At 58.0% G+C, this 20,786-nt stretch carries 19 protein-coding genes and 1 tRNA gene; 16 read left to right on the forward strand and 4 right to left on the reverse strand.

Going from position 1 to position 20,786, the window contains the following annotated elements; genetic code table 11:
• Window positions 1-538: 538 nt before the first annotated feature.
• From G5182_RS14790 to chbG, 12 genes are all read left to right on the forward strand, one after another.
• Window positions 539-1,873, forward strand: coding sequence for a PTS sugar transporter subunit IIC (locus tag G5182_RS14790; RefSeq protein WP_227342229.1), 1,335 nt, complete (start codon window positions 539-541; stop codon window positions 1,871-1,873).
• The gene (locus G5182_RS14795; RefSeq protein WP_227342228.1) at window positions 1,866-2,843 is read left to right on the forward strand and encodes a N(4)-(beta-N-acetylglucosaminyl)-L-asparaginase; all 978 of its coding nucleotides are present in this window, start codon (window positions 1,866-1,868) and stop codon (window positions 2,841-2,843) included. The genes G5182_RS14790 and G5182_RS14795 overlap by 8 nt, the downstream gene beginning before the upstream one ends.
• Window positions 2,836-4,311 carry a leucyl aminopeptidase family protein gene (locus tag G5182_RS14800; RefSeq protein ID WP_421254474.1) on the forward strand — a complete coding sequence of 492 codons (1,476 nt, stop codon included), beginning with the start codon at window positions 2,836-2,838 and terminating at the stop codon, window positions 4,309-4,311. The genes G5182_RS14795 and G5182_RS14800 overlap by 8 nt, the downstream gene beginning before the upstream one ends.
• 16 nt (window positions 4,312-4,327) lie before the next feature.
• Window positions 4,328-4,630, forward strand: coding sequence for a PTS sugar transporter subunit IIB (locus G5182_RS14805; RefSeq protein ID WP_227342225.1), 303 nt, complete (start codon window positions 4,328-4,330; stop codon window positions 4,628-4,630).
• A 9-nt stretch (window positions 4,631-4,639) separates the two neighbouring features.
• The gene (locus G5182_RS14810) at window positions 4,640-4,987 is read left to right on the forward strand and encodes a PTS lactose/cellobiose transporter subunit IIA (RefSeq protein ID WP_227342223.1); all 348 of its coding nucleotides are present in this window, start codon (window positions 4,640-4,642) and stop codon (window positions 4,985-4,987) included.
• Between the two features lie 565 nt (window positions 4,988-5,552).
• Window positions 5,553-5,873: a PTS sugar transporter subunit IIB gene (locus G5182_RS14815; protein WP_005350034.1), complete on the forward strand. Its 321-nt coding sequence runs from the start codon at window positions 5,553-5,555 to the stop codon at window positions 5,871-5,873.
• Window positions 5,874-5,883: 10 nt separating this feature from the next.
• Complete coding sequence (chbC, locus tag G5182_RS14820; RefSeq protein WP_227342221.1) at window positions 5,884-7,245, forward strand: PTS N,N'-diacetylchitobiose transporter subunit IIC; 1,362 nt, start codon at window positions 5,884-5,886, stop codon at window positions 7,243-7,245.
• Between the two features lie 68 nt (window positions 7,246-7,313).
• Entirely contained in the window at window positions 7,314-8,696 is a 1,383-nt protein-coding gene (locus G5182_RS14825; RefSeq protein WP_227342219.1) for a glycoside hydrolase family 1 protein, read from the forward strand.
• 36 nt (window positions 8,697-8,732) lie between these two features.
• Window positions 8,733-9,086 (forward strand): PTS N,N'-diacetylchitobiose transporter subunit IIA, encoded by a 354-nt coding sequence (gene chbA / locus G5182_RS14830; RefSeq protein ID WP_005350025.1) that lies wholly within the window; start codon window positions 8,733-8,735, stop codon window positions 9,084-9,086.
• Between the two features lie 54 nt (window positions 9,087-9,140).
• Entirely contained in the window at window positions 9,141-9,968 is an 828-nt protein-coding gene (gene chbR / locus G5182_RS14835; RefSeq protein ID WP_069554568.1) for a transcriptional regulator ChbR, read from the forward strand.
• A gap of 145 nt (window positions 9,969-10,113) precedes the next feature.
• Window positions 10,114-11,460, forward strand: a complete 1,347-nt coding sequence (locus G5182_RS14840) for a 6-phospho-beta-glucosidase (RefSeq protein ID WP_227342218.1) — start codon at window positions 10,114-10,116, stop codon at window positions 11,458-11,460.
• Window positions 11,461-11,513: 53 nt separating this feature from the next.
• Window positions 11,514-12,278 (forward strand): chitin disaccharide deacetylase, encoded by a 765-nt coding sequence (gene chbG, locus G5182_RS14845; protein ID WP_227342216.1) that lies wholly within the window; start codon window positions 11,514-11,516, stop codon window positions 12,276-12,278.
• An 82-nt stretch (window positions 12,279-12,360) separates the two neighbouring features.
• Here the strand turns inward: chbG and G5182_RS14850 are convergent.
• Window positions 12,361-12,448: transfer RNA gene (locus G5182_RS14850), tRNA-Ser, on the reverse strand.
• A 208-nt stretch (window positions 12,449-12,656) separates the two neighbouring features.
• On the opposite strand from G5182_RS14850, the gene G5182_RS14855 reads away from it, so the two are divergent.
• The 3 genes from G5182_RS14855 to G5182_RS14865 all read left to right on the forward strand — a co-directional run bounded on the left by G5182_RS14855 (window position 12,657) and on the right by G5182_RS14865 (window position 16,006).
• Entirely contained in the window at window positions 12,657-13,313 is a 657-nt protein-coding gene (locus G5182_RS14855; protein ID WP_005338308.1) for a Bax inhibitor-1/YccA family protein, read from the forward strand.
• Between the two features lie 164 nt (window positions 13,314-13,477).
• Window positions 13,478-15,631 (forward strand): YccS family putative transporter, encoded by a 2,154-nt coding sequence (gene yccS, locus G5182_RS14860; protein ID WP_421254475.1) that lies wholly within the window; start codon window positions 13,478-13,480, stop codon window positions 15,629-15,631.
• A gap of 24 nt (window positions 15,632-15,655) precedes the next feature.
• Entirely contained in the window at window positions 15,656-16,006 is a 351-nt protein-coding gene (locus G5182_RS14865) for a TusE/DsrC/DsvC family sulfur relay protein (protein WP_019446869.1), read from the forward strand.
• A gap of 111 nt (window positions 16,007-16,117) precedes the next feature.
• On the opposite strand, the gene G5182_RS14870 is transcribed toward G5182_RS14865, so the two are convergent.
• The 3 genes from G5182_RS14870 to G5182_RS14880 form a co-directional block, all read right to left on the reverse strand.
• A complete protein-coding gene (locus G5182_RS14870; RefSeq protein WP_227342212.1) occupies window positions 16,118-17,032 on the reverse strand; it encodes a Gfo/Idh/MocA family protein in 915 nt (304 codons plus the stop codon).
• A gap of 128 nt (window positions 17,033-17,160) precedes the next feature.
• On the reverse strand, window positions 17,161-17,412 hold the full coding sequence (locus G5182_RS14875) for a hypothetical protein (protein ID WP_227342210.1): 252 nt from the start codon (window positions 17,410-17,412) through the stop codon (window positions 17,161-17,163).
• Window positions 17,413-17,676: 264 nt separating this feature from the next.
• Window positions 17,677-18,627 (reverse strand): transposase, encoded by a 951-nt coding sequence (locus tag G5182_RS14880; RefSeq protein ID WP_227342209.1) that lies wholly within the window; start codon window positions 18,625-18,627, stop codon window positions 17,677-17,679.
• Window positions 18,628-18,862: 235 nt separating this feature from the next.
• Here G5182_RS14880 and G5182_RS14885 point away from each other — a divergent pair, with 235 nt between their 5' ends.
• A complete protein-coding gene (locus G5182_RS14885) occupies window positions 18,863-20,362 on the forward strand; it encodes a histidine-type phosphatase (RefSeq protein ID WP_421254476.1) in 1,500 nt (499 codons plus the stop codon).
• The last annotated feature ends 424 nt before the right edge of the window (window positions 20,363-20,786 follow it).

Raw genomic sequence — 20,786 nt, forward strand, 5'->3', positions numbered from 1 at the left:
TCTTGTCATTGAACACCTCAGGTCATGGTGGCGACTGTACCACCTAAAATGGTGTCCGGGATGATTAGACCACTACAGGGACATCAAACTCACCAACCAGCAGATTTTGACTATCCGGCCGTTCAGACCGGGCTATCTGATAGCAATGAGCTAAAGAGTACCTAGAGACCAGCCTTGCGTCCTTTATCCGCTGACGAATTCTGAAAAGAGTAAATTACCCCCACCTCACGCATCATCGATATCAAAGGCTCAGCTGCCTGCCGAAACCCGACTCTCGGTGAAGCTTGTTGCGTCGTGGCGTTGCTGCATGGGCTTGCGGTTAATTGTCCGCTGCAAGCCAGATAGAGGTAAAAACAGGAGCTGGAGAGAACCCGGAAGAGTGAGGGCACGGCACAAAAAATACGCAATCAAGTGATACTTGGTTGTTGGGTGCGTGATACCTGTCACTAAAAAATGCAATTAAATGGAATAGCATAGTCAAACATGACGTCTTGTATCGACTGATTGCATCATTTCTTTAGTGGCTTGGGGAACGCAAATGAAGAGCGTGGTCGGATTGATAGAAAGCAAATTGATGCCGCTGGCAGGGCGCCTCGCTCAACAGCGTCATCTGGGGGCAATTCGGGATGGTTATATCTCGTTTATGCCGTTCATCATCGTGGGTTCGATCCTGCTGGTCATCTCATCGTTTCCCAGCGACAGTTACAAAGCTTTTATGGCATCCATCTTTGGTGAGCAGTGGGGGGCGACGATTGAAGTGCCCTTTAATGCGATCTTCTCAACCATGGCGCTGTTTGTCTCTTATCTGGTGGCCTATCGTCTGGCGGAACGCAATGATATCGATAAAAGCTCAGCCGGTATCTTGTCGCTCTCCTGTTTCCTGATCCTGACGCCATTTAGCGTGGATGCGCAGGGTGCTGCGGTGATCCCCATGGAGTGGATCGGTTCCAAGGGTTTGTTTGTGGCCATGCTGGGCGCGATTGTCTGGACCGAGATATTCACCCTCTTCCTGCGTCGCAATATCGTGATAAAAATGCCGGAGGGGGTACCGCCAGCAGTACAAAAATCATTTGCTGCGCTTATCCCGGCCCTATGTATTCTCTCCATGGCGCTGGCTATCCGGGTCTTCTTTGCATCCACCGCTTATCACACCATTCATGAATTTATCTACACAGTGATTGCCATGCCGGTACGCCATTTTGGCACCTCCTATTTTGGCGCCATTTTGACGGTGCTCAGCATCAGCTCACTCTGGTCGGTCGGGATTAACTCCGGTTCCATGATTAACGGGATCCTGCGTCCATTCTGGATGGACAATCAGGCCGAAAACCTGGCTGCTACTCATGCCGGCTTGCTGCCCCCGCACGTTGTCACAGAGCAGTTTTACGACATGATCTGGATGGGGGGTTCCGGCGCGACCTTGTCGCTGGTCTTGGCGATGCTGATTTTTGCCCGTAGCCAGCACATCAAGAAAATGACCCGATTGGCCGCTGGCTCCTCCATTTTCAATATCAACGAACCCATACTGTTTGGCCTTCCGGTCATCATGAACCCCATCATGCTGATCCCGTTCAATCTGGTTCCTGTGGTGCTGGTGACCATCCAGTACATCGCGATGGCATCGGGTCTGGTCTCTACGACAACCGGGGTCTATATCCCCTGGACGCTGCCCCCTGTCATCAGTGGTTTTATCGTTACAGGCCATCTTAGCGGTGCCCTCATCCAGTTATTCAATCTGGTGATTGGCGCCATGATTTATCTGCCCTTCCTCAAGGTTCTGGATCGCCAGTATCAGGGGACAGAGAGCCCGGCCGAAAGTCATGGGGAGTCGTCACATTCACTGCAATCAAACAAGAAGGTAAGCAATGGTTAATCATCAATGGGGCATTATCGCCACCTGGCGGATGGCTTACGAAGGTCTGAGTGCCAGTGCCAGGCAGCTGGCTGACAAAGGGGATGCTCGCTCTGCTGTGTTGCAAGCAGTCAAACAGGTAGAGGATTATCCCCTCTACAAGTCAGTTGGATACGGTGGCCTGCCAAATCAGGATGGCGAAGTGGAACTGGATGCTGCCTTTATGGATGGCGACTCATTGGCCATGGGGGCCGTGGCTGGCGTGCGTAATCTGGCCAACCCGGTCATGATCGCGGCGGCGTTGAGCGAAGAGCGATTCAACAGTTTCATGGTGGGGGGCGGCGCTGAACAGTGGGCTATCCACAAGGGATTCGAGCAAAAGAAAATGTTGACCGAGCGGGCCTTGCAGCACTATCGCAAGCGCTGCCGCGAAACCCTGGCCCGTGGCCTCAATCCTTATACCGGCCACGACACAGTAGGCGTTATCACCCTGGATCATAGCCGCAAAATCTGTGTCGCAACCTCAACCAGCGGCCTCTTTATGAAGCGGCCAGGACGGGTGGGAGACTCCCCGGTCTCTGGTAGTGGTTTTTATGCCGACAGCACCATGGGGGCCGCGACGGCCACTGGCCTGGGTGAAGACTTGATGAAGGGGTGCATCAGTTACGAGATTGTTCAACGTATGGGGCGGGGGATGACGCCGCAGATGGCAGCCGAGTCTGCCGTCTATGAGCTGGAAGCCCGTCTGCTGGCCCGCTATGGGCGTGCCGGGGATCTGTCGGTCGTCTGCATGAATCGCGAAGGCGAGTTTGGTGCGGCAACCAATATCGACAGCTTCTCTTTTGTCGTGGCCAACCATGCCCTTGCACCGACGGTTTTTCTGGCTCGGCGTGAAGGCGATCATACCCTCTACAACGAGGCTGATGAGACTTGGTTGAATGCCTATCTCGCCCGTATCAGTGCCCCCGTGGAGGAATCCCATCATGCTTGATGCGTCAGTAACGCTCTGGTCTACCCCCTTGCCGGCGACGGCGCATTTGCTGCTGTGGCAGGGTGGGGCCCATGGCTATCGGGAGCAATCTGTCTTGCAGCCCATCGCGGCACTATTGGTTGAGTTGAACGGTCGTCAGAGCACCACGCTCGATGTCGGGTTGGCGGGGCTGTGCCAGCGTCTGACCTGGCTGGCGGCCGACCATCAGACGCTGCTGGAGCCGGCGGGATTGCGCGAGATGACCGATGCATTGATCCGTGTAGTACCCGGTGACGGAACCGAGTGTGTTGCCCTCGACATCACCCCCTTTTCGCTGGAAAACCCGGCGCAACGGACTGCGTTGCGCCACTGCATCGTCACGCTGCAAAACCAGTTCTACCAACTGCCTCTGCTCGGTTATCGCTCCGCCCCCAGCCATGCAGAGCCGGCACTGCGGCTGCTGGCAGCGCCAGAGCAGCATCCATTGGCCGAGGCGCTGCTGAAGGAGTGTTGTGCCATCAGCTACGGTATGCGACTTGCCCGGCGCATGGCTGATCGACCAAGCCAGGATTGTACGCCTGTGAGTGTGGCCGATGAGTTGGCGAGCTATGCCGCGCAGCATGACGAGGTCAGCTGTGAAATTCTCGATGAGGAGGCGATCCGTACCTTGGGATTGGGGGCATTGCATGCGGTTGGCAAGGGGAGCTTGAACCCTCCCCGCCTGGTCTTGCTCCGTTATCGGGGGGGCGGTGATGCCCAGCCTTACGCGATAGTGGGCAAGGGGGTCACCTTTGACAGCGGCGGCCTCTGGCTCAAAGAGGGCGAGGGCATGCGCACCATGAAGTACGATATGTGCGGTGCTGCCGTGGTGTTCGGACTGATTGATACCGTGCGACGTCTGACGCTGCCTCTCAATCTGGATGCCGTGCTGGTATTGGCTGAAAATATGCCGACGGATCGCGCCATGCGGCCTGGCGATGTCGTCACGACCTATGCTGGTCACACCGTCGAGATCATCAACACCGATGCCGAGGGGCGGCTGGTATTGGCGGACGGGATTGCATTTGCGGATCGTCAGCTCTCTCCTCGCTGCATTATCGATGTGGCCACGCTGACAGGCGCCGTCGTCAAGGCGCTGGGTTATGACATCAGCGGCTTGATGAGTAATGACCCTGCGTTGGGCTCAGCCCTGACCCGGGCGGCTGAGTCGAGTCGGGATCGCCTATGGGCATTGCCGTTTGACGACAGTTTTGAACCGCAAATCAAGAGCTATATAGCAGATTTCACCAATACTCCCCCGAATAACGCAGCGATTGCTGTCTCTGCGGGCTATTTTCTGAGTAAATTCTGTGGCAACCGTCCATGGGCTCATCTGGATGTGAGTGGTACCGCCTTGCGCCGTGGTGACTATACCCAGGCCAGTGGCCGCCCTATCCCTTTGTTGACGGAATTTCTAATCCAGCAAATCGCGCCCGCCCTGAATGGGTGAGCAGAAGGAGTTAAAAATGAAAAAGATCCTATTGGTATGTGATATGGGCATGTCTACCAGTCTGGTAGTGAAAAAAATGCAGGATGTGGCGGCCCGCCGTCAACTTGAGGTCGACATTCAGGCCAAAGGCATGCAGGAGTTCAAAGAGGCCATACAGTCGTTTGACTGTGCACTGCTGGGCCCGCAAATCAGCTACAAGTTGGCAGCCTGCAAGGAACAAGCCGCTCAATATGGCAAAAAAGTCGAATCTATCAATATGATGCACTACGGTATGCTGGATGGGGAAAAGATCCTCGACCATGCTCTGACGCTGATCTAAGGAGCGATCATGGAGCTCGAAGAACAGGTCATGACCCTGATTGTGAGTGCAGGTAGCTGCCGCAGCATGTTGATGGAGGCCATGAGGCATTCACGTAACGGGGAATTTGAACAAGCAGAGCAGTTGGTCGAGCAGGCGCGGGGGGCGCTCCACGCCGCTCATGCAGTGCAAACGAAGCTGATTGAAGCCGATGCTGGGGAGGGAAAACTGCCCGTCCAGATCGTGATGGTTCATGCCCAGGACCATGTGATGAACGCAGTCCTGCTGATGGATCTGACCCAGGAGATGATTGCGATTCATCGTCGTTTACCCCCAGTGACAACAAACTGTGATCAGTCAACAGCCATGGTCTGCTAAGGCATTGCTATTGTCAGGCATAAAGCTAAAAGAGGGAGGTGTGATACCTCCCTCTTCTCATTGTCAACCATCTTGCGCCGTCGATACATCACAACGAGGTCGCCAATCTCTGTGAGGCACAGAAGCGAAGCCAAACAGATTAGTCAATTTGCACACACTTCAATAGCAAGGCCAACCTCCTGACCCAAAAAACAGAAACATCAACCACGTTGCATTACTTAAAAATTGTGACATTTCACCAATTATTTCTTTTTTTAAAAAAAAGAGGCTCACACACCTCACAAGAAATTATAATTAATTGAAATAAAACAACTTATAAATCTATCACATCCCCTGCACCGACTGTTTTACGTGTTCTTATTCTGATATCCGCCATCAAAAGTGTGAACAGTGGCAACACCAAATGTCAATTAGACACTATTGATATAAGTATTGAAATACCAGGTAAATCCAGTGATTCATTACAATCATGTCAATAGGAGATGATTGATGTGTCTTGATAACACAACAGGCACGCATCTCGACCGATCTGTTCATTTGGTTTTCAAGCGTTGAGGGAAGGGTTATGGAAAAGAAGCGTATTTACCTGTTTTGCTCTGCCGGGATGTCCACTTCACTGCTGGTTTCAAAGATGAAGGCGCAGGCGGAAAAATATGATGTGCCGGTGCTGATCGATGCCTATCCGGAGACCCTGGCTGGCGAGAAGGGACAGGATGCCGATCTGGTGCTGCTGGGCCCGCAAATCGCCTACATGCTGCCGGAGATCCAGCAGCAACTGCCGGGCAAGCCGGTCGAGGTGATCGACACCCTGCTCTACGGCAAGGTCGATGGCCTCGGCGTACTGAAGGCGGCGGTAGCCTCCATCAAGAAGAGCCTCGCGCAGTAAGGAGACCCCTGTGAGCAACATCATCGCATCGTTGGAGAAGGTCATACTGCCCATAGCAGTCAAGCTGGGCAAACAACCTCATGTCAACGCCATCAAGAACGGTTTTATCAAGCTGATGCCCCTGACGCTGGTCGGGGCCATGTTCGTTCTCATCAACAACGTCTTTCTGAGCTTTGACGAAGGCTCCTTCTTCTACTCCATCGGTGTGCGGCTCGATCCTGCCACCATCGCCACCCTAGACGGCCTCAAAAGCATCGGTGGCAACGTCTATAACGGCACTCTGGGGATCATGTCCCTGATGGCCCCCTTCTTTATCGGTCTGGCGCTGGCCGAAGAGCGCAAGAGCGATCCCCTGGCATCGGGCCTGCTCTCGGTAGCGGCCTTTATGACCGTCACGCCGTTCAGCGTGGGCGACGCCTATGCGGTGGGCGCCAACTGGCTGGGCGGAGCCAACATCATCTCTGGCATGCTGATCGGTATCGTCGTGGCCGAAATGTTCGCCTTTATCGTCCGTCGCAACTGGGTGATCACCCTGCCTGACAGCGTGCCGGCCTCGGTCTCCCGCTCGTTCTCCGCGCTCATTCCAGGCTTTATCATCCTCTCCATCATGGGGGTCATCTCCTATCTGCTGAACGATGCGGGCACCAACTTCCACCAGCTGATCATGGACAGCATCGCCAAGCCGCTGTCCAATATGAGCGGTCTGGTCGGCTGGGTCTATGTGGTGTTCTCCTCCTTCCTCTGGTTCTTCGGGGTACACGGCATGCTGGCGCTCACCGCGCTGGAATCCGGCATTCTGTTCCCCTTCGCCCTGGAAAACGTCGCCCTCTACAACCAGTACGGCTCGGTTGAAGCGGCGCTGGAGGCAGGCAAACAGTTCCACTTCTGGGCCAAACCGATCACCGACTCCTTCGTCTTCCTCGGCGGCACCGGTGCCACCCTTGGCCTTATCCTGGCCATCTTTATGGTCTCCCGTCGCGATGACTACCGTCAGGTTGCCAAGCTGGGTCTGCCCTCCGGCCTGTTCCAGATCAACGAGCCCATCCTGTTCGGCTTGCCGGTCATCATGAACCCCATCCTGCTGGTGCCCTTCATTCTGGTGCACCCGGTACTGATGGGGATCACCATGGCGGCCTACTACGCCGGGATCATCCCGCCCATCACCAACATAGCGCCATGGACCATGCCGACCGGCCTGGGTGCCTTCTTCAACACCAACGGCAGCGTGGCAGCCTTCTGTCTGGCGATATTCAACCTGGGTGTCGCGACCATGATGTATATCCCCTTCGTGCTGATTGCCAACAAAGCGCAGAACGTCATCGATGAAGAAGAGGAGAGCGAAGAGGATATCGCTCTGGCTCTGAAGTTCTGATAACAGCCATTCCAATGACAGCAAGGGAGGAGCAAAACTCCTCCCCTAACAGCCTGGAGAAGTAACCCATGCAGTATCGTTTTCCGGATAACTTCTGGTGGGGCAGCGCCAGCTCGGCCCCGCAGATAGAAGGCGCCGCCAACCGCGGCGGCAAATCCGCCAATATCTTTGACTACTGGTTCTCCATCGAACCGCAGCGTTTCCACAACGGGGTCGGCCCGACCGACACTTCTACCTTCTATGACAACTTCGAGAGCGACATCAAGCTGCTCAAGCAGCTGGGGCACAACAGTTTTCGCACCTCCATCTCCTGGTCACGGCTGATCCCAGACGGGGTGGGCGAAATCAACCAGGAGGCGGTCAGCTTCTACAACGCCGTCTTTGACTGGCTGCTGGCCGAGGGGATCACCCCGCTTATCAACCTCTACCACTTCGACATGCCGATGTGCATGCAGGAGCGTGGCGGCTGGGAGAGCCGGGAAGTGGTGGCCGCCTATGTGCGCTACGCCACCCGCTGCTTCGACCTGTTTGGCGGTCGCATCAAGCACTGGTTCACCTTCAACGAGCCGATTGTGCCGGTCGAGTGCGGCTACCTTGGCCACTACCACTACCCCTGCGTGGTCGATTTTGGTAGGGCGGCCACCGTCGCCTACTACACCGCGCTGGCCCATGCCGGTGCCGTGCAGGCCTATCGCGCCTGCCAGCATGATGGCGAGATCGGCATCATCCTCAACCTGAGCCCGACCTATCCCCGCTCGCAAGATCCGGCAGATCTCGCCGCCTCCCGCATCGCGGATCTGCTGCTCAACAAGAGCTTCCTCGATCCGGCCCTGAAGGGGAGCTACGACCCCGAGCTGGTCGCGCTGCTAGAGCAGTACGACTTGCTGCCGCAGATCGAAGAGGGTGACAAGGCGCTGCTCGCCGCCGGCAAGGTGGATATCCTCGGCATCAACTACTACCAGCCGCGCCGGGTCAAGGCCAAAGAGGTGGCGTGGCAGGGTGTACCGCGCACGCCGGAAGATCTGTTCGACTACTACGAGATGCCGGGCCGCAAGATGAACCCCCACCGCGGCTGGGAGATTTACGAAAAAGGGATCTACGACATCCTCACCGACCTGCGAGTCAACTACGGCAACCTGCCCTGCTACATCTCGGAAAACGGCATGGGGGTCGAAGGGGAAGAGCGCTTTATCGGTCCCGAGGGACGGGTGGAGGATGACTACCGCATCCAGTTCATTCGCGAGCACCTCGAGTGGCTGCATCGCGCACTGGAAGAGGGCAGCGCCTGTCGCGGCTATCACCTGTGGACCTTTATCGACAACTGGTCGTGGCTCAACGCCTACAAGAACCGTTACGGCTTCGTCCGCCTCGATCTCAAGAGCCAGCAGCGCACCATCAAGAAGAGCGGCTACTGGTTTGCCGAGGTAGCGCGCAACCATGGTTTTAATTAACGGTTTCAATTAACGCATTTACGTAAGGAACGACACATGTTCGATCTGGACAACATCACTGAAGAGGCCACCACCAGCAACGATCTGGAAGAGGTGGTAATGGGGCTCATCATCAACTCCGGGCAGGCCCGCAGTCTCGCCTACACCGCGCTGAAAAAGGCCAAGGAGGGGGATCTGGCCGCCGCTCACCAGCTGATGGCCCAATCCCGCGAGGCGCTCAATGCCGCCCATCTGGTGCAGACCCAGCTAATCGAGGACGATCAGGGGGAAGGCAAGATCCCGGTCACCCTGGTGCTGGTCCATGCCCAGGATCACCTGATGACCTCCATGCTGGCCCGTGAGCTGATCAGCGAACTGATCGAGCTGCACGAAAAGCTGCAGAACCAATAACCTCCGGACGGGGCGAGAGGCCCCGTCATCTGCCCGCAGATCAGGAAGCGACTCATGAGCGTTAAAACAATCCGGGAAACCGAACTGTTTAACAACAAACCATTCCACATGTTCATCTACAACAAACAGGTGAGCGGAACCGGTTTGCACCAGCACGACTACTACGAGTTCACCCTGGTACTGACCGGTCGTTACTATCAGGAGGTCAACGGCAAGCGGGTGCTGCTGGAGCGGGGGGACGTGGTCTTTATCCCGCTCGGATCCCGCCATCAAAGCTTCTACGAGTTCGGCACCACCCGCATCTTCAACGTCGGGATCACCCGTACCTATTTTGACGAGCACTTCAAATACCTGCTGCCGGAACACTTCGTCGCCTCACAGGCCTATCCGCTCAAGAGCGAGTTCCTCAGCTACATCGAGTCGGTGCTGGTCTCGCCGGGGTTTAGGGAAGAGGCGCTGACCGAATTTCTCGAAGTGGTGACCTACGCGGTGATGAACCGGCTGCGTCACTACAAGGACACCTCCGCCAGCGATGATCTTCCGCTCTGGCTCCACGAAACCGTGGAGCGGATGCACGATCGCCCCCTCTTTGCCGAGGATGCGCTGGCCAACATGGTCTCCCTCTGTGGCAAGAGCCAGGAGTATCTGACCAGGGCCACCCGGCGTTACTACAACAAGACGCCGATGCAGATCATCAATGAGATCCGGATCAACTACGCCAAGATGCAGCTGGAGGTGACCAACAACTCGGTGGCCGATATCGCCTTCGAGACCGGCTACAACGACGTCAGCCTCTTTATCAAAAACTTCAAGAAGCTGACCTCGTTTACCCCGGGCAGTTACCGCAAATATCTCTATCCGAAATTCGAAAGTTCAGCCTGAGACCAGCGAGTTGCTGACCTAAACAACCCGGTTCAAGAGAACCAACCCATTGTTACCAGCCCCTGCCACAGAGGGCTGCGGCCCCTCTCACCCTGATGACAGAGCGGCCACCATCAAACCGATACAGATCGATGAAGAGGGATTTATGAGCGAGAAGATCAAGGTAGTCACCATAGGCGGCGGCAGCAGCTACACCCCCGAGCTGGTCGACGGTTTCATCAAGCGCTACGCCGAGCTGCCCATCAGCGAGCTGTGGCTGGTGGATATCCCCGCTGGCGAAGAGAAACTGAACATCATCTTCGATCTCTGCCAGCGGATGATCCGCCAGGCGGGCATCCCCATGACCCTGCACAAGACCCTGGATCGCCGCGAGGCACTGGTGGGCGCCCACTTCGTCACTACTCAGCTGCGGGTCGGCCAGTTGCAGGCGCGGGAGAAGGATGAGCGCATCCCCTTGAGCCACGGCATGCTGGGGCAGGAGACCAACGGTGCAGGCGGCCTGTTTAAAGGGCTGCGCACCATTCCGGTCATCTTCGACATCATCCGCGACGTCGAAGCGCTTTGCCCGGATGCCTGGCTGATCAACTTCACCAATCCGGCCGGCATGGTGACCGAAGCGGTGCGCCGTCATACCAACTTCCGCCGCTTTATCGGGGTGTGCAACATTCCGGTCGGTATGCAGATGTTTGTGCGCGATGCCCTCAAACTGACCGAGCAGGATCACCTCTCCATGGATTTGTTCGGCCTCAATCATCTGGTCTTTATCGGCGATGTGCTGGTCAACGGCGAATCCCGCTTTGACGAGCTGCTGGAAGGGGTCGCCGATGGCAGCCTGACCCGCGCCAGCTCGGTCAAAAACATCTTCGACTTGCCGTTCGACCCCGGTTTTATCCGCGGCTTGCGCCTGCTCCCCTGCTCCTACCTGCGTTACTACTTCAAGGAGAAAGAGATGCTGGGGATCGAGATGGGCGAGTTCTACAAGGGCGGTGCCCGGGCTCAAGTGGTGCAGCAGGTCGAGAAGAAGCTGTTCGAGCTCTACCAGAACCCCGAGCTGTGCGAAAAGCCCAAGGAGCTGGAGCTGCGTGGCGGCGCCTACTACTCCGATGCGGCCTGCGAGGTGATCAGCGCCATCTACAACGACAAGCAGAGCGAGCACTACGTCATCGTGCCCCATCAGGGCCATGTCACCAATATCCCGGCCGACTGGACGGTGGAGATGAGCTGCCTGATCGGGCGTGATGGCGCCATCCCCCACCCGCGCCTCACCCGCTTTGACGACAAGGTGAACGGGCTGGTGCACCTCATCAAGAGCTTCGAGATAGCCGCCGCCAAGGCTGCCATCAGCGGCGACTTCGATGACCTGCTGCTGGCGATGAACCTCAACCCGCTGATCCACTCCGACAACGATGCCCGCATCGTCGCCCGCGAGCTGCTGCTGGCCCACCGCGAACACCTGCCCAACTTCGCCGCCGCCATCGACGCCCTCGCCTGAGGCCAACACGCCCCGCCCGAACTGGCGGGGCGCTTAACCGCAAGGGAATCCTCATGAGCAAAAGATTGATCATCAACGCCGACGACTTCGGCCTCTGCCGCGCCCAGAACTACGGCATCGTAGAGGCGTTCGAGCACGGGGTCGTCAGCTCCACCAGCGCCATCGTCACCTCCCCCGCTATCGCACACGCCGCCTGGCTGGCCGAACGCTTCCCCGAATTGCCAGTCGGGCTGCACTTTATGCTCAGCTGGGGGAAGCCGCTCACGCCGCTCACCTCGCTGGTGAACGAGCAGGGCGAGCTCAACAAGGGGATCTGGCACAAGAGCGAGGCGGGAGAGCTGGATCTGGCCGAGATATCCGGTGAGCTGGCGAGTCAGTATCAGCGCTTTGTCGCGATTTTCGGCAAGCAGCCGACCCATATCGACAGCCACCACCATGTTCATATGTTGCCGACACTCTACCCGCTGGTGGAGGCTTTCGCCAAGGCGCATGGCCTGCCCCTTCGCATCGACCGGGGCGAAATAGCCCGCCACGGCCTGACCGTCACCCACCCGCAGAGCTGCGATCGGTTCGACGACCGCTTCTACGGCGCGCAGCTGACCCAAGCCAGCCTGCTGCAACTGCTCGATGAGGCCAGTGAACTGGGGGCCCATTCGCTCGAGATCATGTGCCACCCTTCCTTTGTCGATCTTGAAATGCAGGGCAGCTCCTACTGCCAGCCCCGCCTCAACGAACTGGCGATCCTGACCGACCCGTCCCTGCCCGCCCTTATCGCCGAGCGCGGTTACCGCCTCGCCAGCTATCGGGAGTGGCAATAGCCGCAGGCCATCAGGTGGACCGGTAAAAACCGCAGATGCAAAAAGCCCAAGCGGGTGACCGCTTGGGCTTTCTCTTTGAATATGGCGGAGGAGGTGGGATTTGAACCCACGGATGGTCGCCCATCGCCGGTTTTCAAGACCGGTGCATTCAGCCGCTCTGCCACCCCTCCGAACGGCGTGCATACTACGCTAAGCCCTTGTTCATATGCAATACATATTTCCTGTGGGATAGTGTGCGGGAGCAAAATGGCAGGTGGCTTGAAATTGTTCCTCGTCATCCCTATTTGTTCTACATACAATGCGTAAACATGCAGTAACAAACAGCGATCACGAGGCGGCTGCTCGCCGTCTCACCCGGACATCAAGAGGACACCCAAGATGGATACCCGTTCTATCTACACTGGCACCCAAAGTGCCGTACGCGATACCAACAAGGTGCTGCGTAACACCTATATGCTGCTCTCCCTCACTCTGGGCTTCTCTGCCGTGGTGGCGGGGGTCGCTACCGTGATGAACATGCCGCCGCTGCACTGGGCCGTGTTCCTGATCGGCGTCTACGGTCTGATGTTCCTGACCGAGAAGAATCGCAACAACGGCATGGGGCTGGTCTTCACCTTCGCCCTGACCGGTCTGCTGGGCTATAGCCTGGGCCCCATCATCAACATGTACATGAACAATGGTGGTGGCGAGATCGTGATGACCGCCCTTGGCGGCACCGCGCTCACCTTCTTCGGTCTGTCGGCCTATGCCCTGACTACCAAGCGTGACCTCTCTTTCATCGGCGGCATGCTGTTCGTCGGTTTCTGGGTACTGCTGGTGGCCATGATTGCCAACATCTTCCTGCAGATGAGCGCCCTGAGCCTGGCTCTTTCCGCCATGTTCATGCTCTTCTCCTCCGGGGCCATCCTGCTGACCACCCAGCAGATCGTGCGCGGCGGCGAGACCAACTACATCTCCGCCACCGTCACCCTGTATGTCTCCATCTACAACATTTTCCTGAGCCTGCTGAGCCTGCTTGGCGGCAACCGCAACTAATCAAAAACCCCGCTTCGGCGGGGTTTTTATTGGCTCCTGTTTCTGTCAGGATAAGTTGCAAATCAAGGATATGATGCGAAGCGGCCCTGATCCAAATCAGGGCCGCTTCTCGCTTGGCGGGGTAACATCCTGCCCTCGTTTCGTTCAAGGGTTGTTCCTGTTTCATGCCGATGGATCTCTCTGGCCTGCTGCGCCGACTGCTGACCGATAGTCACATCTACTTCGCTCTCAAAGTGCTGCTGGCCATTCTCGGTCTGCTCGCCTTCACCCTGGCCACCGGCAATATCCAGCTCACCGTGCTGCTCTCCCTCGGGGTCGTAGCGGGCGCCATCGCCGAAACCGACGACAGCCTGTGGGGACGGCTCAAAAACCTCGCCATGACGCTGATTTGCTTCATGTTTGCGTCCCTGTGCGTGCAGTATCTCTACCCCACCCCCTGGCTGTTTGCCATCGGGCTGGCCAGCTCCACCTTTATCTTCGTGATGGTGGGGGCGCTCGGCGCCCGCTACGCCACCATCAGCTTCGGCTCGCTGCTCATCGCCATCTACACCATGCTGGGGGCCGCCAAGGCGCCGGATCTCTTCTACCAGCCACTGGCGCTCGGCGCTGGCGCCCTCTGGTACGGGCTGGTCTCGTTTATCTGGCTCTGGCTGCTGCCCTACAAGACCCTGCACGAGCAGCTGGCCCAGAGCTACTTCGCCCTTGGCCGCTACCTGCTGGAAAAATCCCGCTTCTTCCCGGCGGACGAGCACGGCGCCCAGGCCATTCGCCATAATCTGGCCCAGCTCAACATCAATCTGGTGAGTGCGCTGACCCTCACCAAATCGGCCCTCAACGCCCGCCTGAGCCGCCGCCACCCGGCGAGCCCCGAGCTTGCCAGCCTGCTGCGCCTCTACCTGCTGGCGCTGGAAATCCACGAACGCGCCACCTCCAGCCACTACCCTTACAGCCGGCTGGAAGCGGAGCTCAAGCAGGGCATAGTGCTGGAAGGATTTCAGGAGGTGTTCCTGCAACTCTCCGAGGCGTGCCAGCGGCTCGGTTACGCCATTCTGGTGCACAAGCCCTACGCCCATAACAAGCGCATCCACTGGACGCTTGAGGCCCTTAGCGATCAGCTGGAGTTCACCAATCTCAAGCAGCACTACCCGAAAACCCTGCTGACGCCGATGAAGTTCCTGCGCCGCAATCTGGCCAGCATCAACCAGCTGCTCGGCAGCGCCGAAGTGCTGCAAAACCCCGAACAGCCGGAGCAGGAGCTGCCCGCGCTGGCGCGGCCACCCCGCCTGCCGCTGCTGACCCAGCTCAAGCAGCACCTCACCTTGCACTCCATGGTGTTTCGCCACGCGCTGCGCCTCTCCTTGGGGCTGGTGATTGGCTACGGCATACTGCAAGCCTTTGACCTGGAGAAGGGCTACTGGATTTTGCTGACCGTGCTGTTTGTCTGCCAGCCCAGCTACAGCGCCACTCGCCGCCGACTGGTGCAGCGGATGCTCGGCACCTTCGCCGGCATTCTGGTGGGCATTCCGGTGCTCTGGCTCTTCCCTGAGCTGCACATTCAGCTGGTGGTGATGGGGCTGGCCGCCTTCCTCTTTTTCACCCAGGTGCGCAACAACTACAGCGCCGCGGTCTGCTTTATCACCCTCTACGTGCTGATGGCGTTCAACCTGCTCGATGGCATCGGCTTTGCGATCCTCGGGCCACGGCTGCTCGATACCCTGCTCGGCTGCCTGATCTCCTACGGGCTGGTGGCCTGGCTCTGGCCGGACTGGCAGTACAAGCGGCTGCCAACGCTTATCGCCAACTCGCTCTCGGCCAACGCCCGCTACCTCTCGGCGGTGCTGGCAAGCCTCAAGCAACAGCGGGACGAGTCCATCGACTATCGGGTGGCGCGCAAGAGCGCCCATCTGGCGGACAGCGAACTGGCCACCGCCTGGCAGAGCATGCTGGTGGAGCCGCAAAAGCGCCGCCGCTTCCTCGATCTCTGCTTTACCCTCACCTGGCGCAACCACGCCCTGCTCTCCTACATCTCGGCGCTGGGGGCTCATCGCGACAAGCTGGAGGCCATCAGCGGGCTGGATGAGGTACGCCACCACATCTGCCACACCCTGGAGCAGGCCGCCGGCCATCTGGCGGGCAACCCCTCCAGCTCCATCGGTAGCCAGTGCCCGGTGATAAGTCCGGATAGCAGCGAGGAGCAGCTGATGCTGACCCAGCAGCTCAACCTGATCAGCGAGCTGGCGGATCAGCTGCTGCATCTGGCCAACGAGAGTCGGTTGCTCACCGGGGATCAAGGCGCTACCATGCCCGCCCAATCCTGATAGCCCCATTAGCGAGGAGCCCCCATGTCTGCGTCCGAAAAACATCAGCTGGAATTCAACGGCCAACTCATCGAGACCGATGCCAAGGGCTACCTGCTCAACAGCAACGACTGGAGCGAGGAGCTGGCGCTGGTGCTGGCAGCGCAGGAGGGGATCACGCTTGAGGAGCCGCACTGGGAAGTGGTGCGCTTTGTGCGCGCCTTCTATCTGGAGTTCAACACCTCCCCCGCCATCCGCGCGCTGGTCAAGGCGATGGAGAAGCAGTACGGCCCCGAGAAGGGCAACAGCCGCTACCTCTACAAGCTGTTCCCGGAAGGGCCCGCCAAGCAGGCGACCAAGATTGGCGGCCTGCCCAAGCCGGTAAAGTGCATCTGATCCCATGCATCTCATCCCATAACAACGGGGGCCGTAACTGCGGCCCCCGTTGTTTTTCATGCGTCTTTCTCACGCACCGCGCATTCATGCCACGCGCACTTCCAGCCAGCCTTATCCCCGCTTGTCAGCCAGCACGACCAGCTGCTCCGCCAGCCGGTGACCATGCAGGTAGGAGGCGATCAGCTCACTATCGGCACGGCCCAACTCAATCTGTTGATACCAGTGCTCCAGCATGGCGGCAAAGCCGCGCTGGGCCAGCACCGGCTGCCAGTCGCTGGGGCTAAGCATCTGTGCCTGCTTGTCGCGGGCGATGCTGCCGCGAGTGCAGTTCTCAAGGTGCAGGGAGAGGTTGTCGCCATAGGCATCGATGCGCTCCTCGGTGATCCCCGCGCTGCGGTTCATGCTGCCGCTGATGGCGCGATCGCCGCTCTGCCAGCTGACGCTCACCCCGGCCAACAGGCTGTTGTCCTTCGCATCCGGTCGCAATACCGCATGAAAGTCGCCGTCCGGCACGCCGCCATAGAAGCAGAGGCTGTCGAGCACATGGATAAAGTCGTCGAACATAAAATCCCGCGCCTTGCCCGGCAGGGCGAAGCGGTGTTTCTGCCAGTTCAGCTCAGTGAGCGGCTGGGCGCGCGCCTCGGCCATGGCGGGCAGATAGCGGCGGTTAAAGCCGGTAAAGAGGGTGCAATCTTGCGCGATGGCGAGGTTGGCCAGCGCCTCTGCCTCGGCCAGATTGTCGCACAGGGGCTTGTCAACAAAGGTGGGGATCCCTGCGCGCAGGCACTGCTCGGCCAGCTCGCGGTGAACGGCGGTGGCGGCGTGGATCATCACTGCGTCGGGGCGGCTGGCCAGCATGGCCGCCACATCGGTAAAGCACTCGGCGACCCGATACTGGCGGGCGAGCGTCTCCAGCACCGATGGACTCCGGGTGCAGAGCAGCGGGGTGACCCGCTCGTCGCTCGCCAGCAGCGGCAGATAGGCTTTTTGGGCGATATCCCCCAGACCAATCATGGCAATGCGCATCTCAACTCCTTTTCACTCGATAACGGGACAAGCGGATAACTGCCCGCACCATCGCAGGATTTGTCCCGCAGATCCAGCCTGCCGTTAGCAAACTGGCTGGCGTGCGCAGCTCTGTGCAAACGGCGACGTTATTTAGGCATGGCAAGATCGCAGACCGACTTGATCACCTCGGCCAGCCACTCGATGGCGAGATTGCCCTGACTTTTGCGGTGTCTGCCAACCACCACCTCGAACTGCTGCGGCGCCCCGGCCAGCTCCAGCATGCGAAAATCGCCGAGGGTGGCGATGGCCGACGGAATGCAGGCCGCCACGTCATTGACCGACATAAAGGCTTGCAGCGAGGTGTAACAGGGGAGCGTCGCCGAATCAAATTGGGACACCCACCTTTTTGAGCAAGCCACTATCAGGCTACTTGCAGGCCCAATAAGGGGAACAAATTGGGACACCCACCTTTTGCCCACCTTTTGGAGCAAGCCACTATTAGGCTACTTGCAGGCCCAATAAGGGGTGTGTATCCGAGCTGATGCCTGCAAAAGTAGGCTGGTGGGAGAGATTGTCAGGTTTAGAAAGCAACAGCCCCTGCACAGCCATTTATTGGACTATGTGCAATACCCGGAGCTATCAGCAGGGTGGATGCAAAGCTATCACAGCCTTGGTTGATGGCATCGTCGCTGGCCACAGTGGCGGGCAAACTGCTGACATTGATATCTGTCTCCCACCACTCTGATCCCTTGTCGCCTGAACAGCGTCACCTGCTTCAACCAGCGAACAGCATCGAGTCCCAATCGTTCCAGAATGGGTCCAAATTGGGCCGGAATATGACCCCGCTTGTCGGGCCGAATAGCACGACCAGTCCAATCAACCAGCATCAGGTAGTCGCTGAAGGTATAAGGCAGCTCTTCAGGCTTACCCTGGCGGGCAAACGGCAGCAAAAGTGGTGGCAAAACCTCAGTAGTAGCAGGCGCGTCAAGGCGCTGTTTGATACTGGTGTATTCACTCTGCTCTGGCCGATCGGTCAACGCAGCTCGTATCGGATTGAGGTCAACATACGCCATACAGGCCAACAAGGCGGATTCGGTGAGCAAAGCCTGACTCTTGAAGCGCCCCTCCCAGAAATGGCCCTTGCAACCATCTTCCTGATTGGCCTGACGGGCCAGATTTTCATTGAGTAGCCGAATAAACCAACTTATGGAGTGAAGCCGCTCCCGCCATTGGGCCAGCAATTGCTGCACGACAGCCAGTTCAGGCTCGATCAACGTCTCCCCCTGATACCAGCGCCTGACCAAATGCGGCCACTGGAATAGCCCCGCCCAGCGCTCAGCCACCTCCCGCTCACTCCAGTTGGCTGCGGTATCGGGCTCCACCTTGAGCACCAGATGATAATGATTGCTCATCACCGCATAAGCACAAATGCCAATTGCAAACAGCCGCGATAGTTGCCCCAACTTGTCGACCACCCACTGACGCCGATGCTCATAACTCTGGCCAGAATGGGCATCGTCACCACACAGAAAGGCTCGCCGCACACAGCGGCTGACCACATGGTAGTAAGGCGTATCCTGCAAGCTGATTTGACGTGAACGGGCAATGGTCATGGCACATCCCTCAACGGTGACCTCTTAAGTCAAGAACAGCCCTACGCCACTGTCAAAAAGGTGGGTGTCCCGAAAAAAGGGATTCTATTGCCCTCCCTATAGCCATCCTCTATCCCCTCCCCTTGCTTACTGCTTTATCAGAAGTCATCAGCCTGTCATCTGGCTGACATCCCGCGGTCATTTTCAAGCCATAGAGTTTTTCACTTATTTTTCATATGGATAGATAAGGAACATCATGACTTTCCCGCGCTCTTCTTATGTGGCTATTGCCGTCTCGCTGGTCTTGCTTGGCGGCTGCCAGTCAGAGAACGAATCGTCTGCCGACAGCCAGGGCAAAACCGCCTATCAATACAGCACCAAAGCGGTCTACAGCCCGCAGCAGCAGGCGGAGAGCTACGAGCCAGCGCCACAGGGGTTCAGCCCGGTCTTTACCGAGATGGTGGCGCGCCACGGCTCGCGCTCCCTCTCCAGCCCGAAATATGACGTGCTGACCAAGCTGGTCTGGGAAGAGGCGCAGCGTCAGGGGGCGCTCACCACTCTCGGGCAGGGGCTGGGAGGCAAGGTCGATCTGGTGACGGCCGCCAACCAGAAACTGGGCTATGGCCTGCTCTCGGCGCTGGGCAAGGAGGAGCACGCCAATCTCGCCACCCGGCTGGCGGCGCGGCTGCCGACCCTGCTCAACAGCAGCGAGCCCCACTGCATCAAGGTGGTCACCTCGGGCAAGGACAGGGCCAACGAAAGCGCCTTCTACTTTATGGAGAGCCTCAAGCGCGACGTGAACTATGTCAGCGACTCGGCGCAGTGCTACCTCAAGCAGGATGACCCCTCCAAGATCGACAAGAAACTGGTCAACAAGTTCGAGCTCTACTTCCACAAGACCACCCCCGAGGGGGATTACGCCCGCTACCTGCCCGCCTATGAGAACTATCAGCGTTTTATCGGCGACGAAGATGCCGCAATCGCCCCGGCCCCCGAGCTGGCCAGGGCGCTGGATCAGCTTAAAAACCTGAGCAAGACCAAAGAAATGGCCCGCAGCATGCTGGAGCGTATCTACAGCAAGGGCTTTGTCGACTATCTGGCGGGCGGCGTCGAGTTTGTCGCCGTCAACCCGGAAGATGGCGGCATGACCTATGTGCGCGACGAAGTGGATGCCGCCCTGATGCTCTACAACCTCTTTATCATCGGCCCCGGCATGATCCGCGAAGCGCAGGCACAGGGCAGCGAACCCTGGGCGCTGGAGCAGTTCCTCACTCCACAGGAGTCTGCCTGGTTCTCCTACCTCTCCGATGCGGAAGATTTCTACGAGAAGGGGCCGAGCTTTGCCAACCAGAGCGCCCCCTACGCCATTGCCCAGCCGCTGCTCGACGGCCTGTTTGGCGAGGTGCAGCGTCAGGTGGTGGAGGGCGAGCAGAGCCGACGGGCCACCCTGCGCTTTGCCCATGCCGAAGCCATTATCCCCCTCGCCGCCCTGATGAAGCTGGAAGGGAGCCGTCAGGGGGCCAGCCCGGATCAGCTGTTCAGCCAGCAGAACAACGAGTGGCGCGGCGGCTGGGTCTCCCCCTATACCGCCAATATTCAGTGGGATATCTACCAGAACGGGCAGCGGCAGGTGCTGGTCAAGATGCTCTACAACGAAAAGGAGATCGCCTTTAAGACGGGCTGCCAACCCTACCAGAGCGGCAGCCACTACTACGACTTCGAAGAGCTCAAGCGCTGCTACGGCTATAACGGCTAACCCTTCACGCGCCGGATATGGCAATCTCAAGGGGCGACCAGCAGGTCGCCCCTATTCACTCCCCTTCCCTGCTTGCCAGAGATGAATATGGCTATAAAGCCGCCTTCCGGTTCCATTTGCTGATCAAGCGCAAAAAATGATTAATTTCTGATAGTTAAATCATTTTAAGGCTCGCCTCGGCAGTTTCGTTTGGCTTACCATAGCCATTCAGAACCTGTTGAGCTGCGATGGGTAGCTGCCAGCGCAGGTCAAGGGAGCATATTGGAAGCTGTAATCCACGGGCGGTAGCGTGGAAATTGGTTGTGATACGCCTTACAAAGAGGGATGGATCTCCCGTATTTCATTTCTCTCGAGTGAATTTAAGATGTTCAATGGATAAAAAATCTCCTCCACCATATACTGTATGCATGTACAGCCTACTTAC

Source organism: Aeromonas sp. 600948, assembly GCF_049174875.1.
GTDB lineage: Bacteria > Pseudomonadota > Gammaproteobacteria > Enterobacterales > Aeromonadaceae > Aeromonas > Aeromonas veronii_A.

Excerpts from the sequence above, each read along its gene's own strand:
- G5182_RS14790 (WP_227342229.1), top strand. The coding sequence starts at position 539 with ATGAAGAGCGTGGTCGGATTGATAGAAAGCAAATTGATGCCGCTGGCA.
- G5182_RS14795 (WP_227342228.1), top strand. The coding sequence starts at position 1,866 with ATGGTTAATCATCAATGGGGCATTATCGCCACCTGGCGGATGGCTTAC.
- G5182_RS14800 (WP_421254474.1), top strand. The coding sequence starts at position 2,836 with ATGCTTGATGCGTCAGTAACGCTCTGGTCTACCCCCTTGCCGGCGACG.
- G5182_RS14805 (WP_227342225.1), top strand. The coding sequence starts at position 4,328 with ATGAAAAAGATCCTATTGGTATGTGATATGGGCATGTCTACCAGTCTG.
- G5182_RS14810 (WP_227342223.1), top strand. The coding sequence starts at position 4,640 with ATGGAGCTCGAAGAACAGGTCATGACCCTGATTGTGAGTGCAGGTAGC.
- G5182_RS14815 (WP_005350034.1), top strand. The coding sequence starts at position 5,553 with ATGGAAAAGAAGCGTATTTACCTGTTTTGCTCTGCCGGGATGTCCACT.
- G5182_RS14825 (WP_227342219.1), top strand. The coding sequence starts at position 7,314 with ATGCAGTATCGTTTTCCGGATAACTTCTGGTGGGGCAGCGCCAGCTCG.
- chbA (WP_005350025.1), top strand. The coding sequence starts at position 8,733 with ATGTTCGATCTGGACAACATCACTGAAGAGGCCACCACCAGCAACGAT.
- chbR (WP_069554568.1), top strand. The coding sequence starts at position 9,141 with ATGAGCGTTAAAACAATCCGGGAAACCGAACTGTTTAACAACAAACCA.
- G5182_RS14840 (WP_227342218.1), top strand. The coding sequence starts at position 10,114 with ATGAGCGAGAAGATCAAGGTAGTCACCATAGGCGGCGGCAGCAGCTAC.
- chbG (WP_227342216.1), top strand. The coding sequence starts at position 11,514 with ATGAGCAAAAGATTGATCATCAACGCCGACGACTTCGGCCTCTGCCGC.
- G5182_RS14855 (WP_005338308.1), top strand. The coding sequence starts at position 12,657 with ATGGATACCCGTTCTATCTACACTGGCACCCAAAGTGCCGTACGCGAT.
- yccS (WP_421254475.1), top strand. The coding sequence starts at position 13,478 with ATGCCGATGGATCTCTCTGGCCTGCTGCGCCGACTGCTGACCGATAGT.
- G5182_RS14865 (WP_019446869.1), top strand. The coding sequence starts at position 15,656 with ATGTCTGCGTCCGAAAAACATCAGCTGGAATTCAACGGCCAACTCATC.
- G5182_RS14870 (WP_227342212.1), bottom strand. The coding sequence starts at position 17,032 with ATGCGCATTGCCATGATTGGTCTGGGGGATATCGCCCAAAAAGCCTAT.
- G5182_RS14880 (WP_227342209.1), bottom strand. The coding sequence starts at position 18,627 with ATGACCATTGCCCGTTCACGTCAAATCAGCTTGCAGGATACGCCTTAC.
- G5182_RS14885 (WP_421254476.1), top strand. The coding sequence starts at position 18,863 with ATGACTTTCCCGCGCTCTTCTTATGTGGCTATTGCCGTCTCGCTGGTC.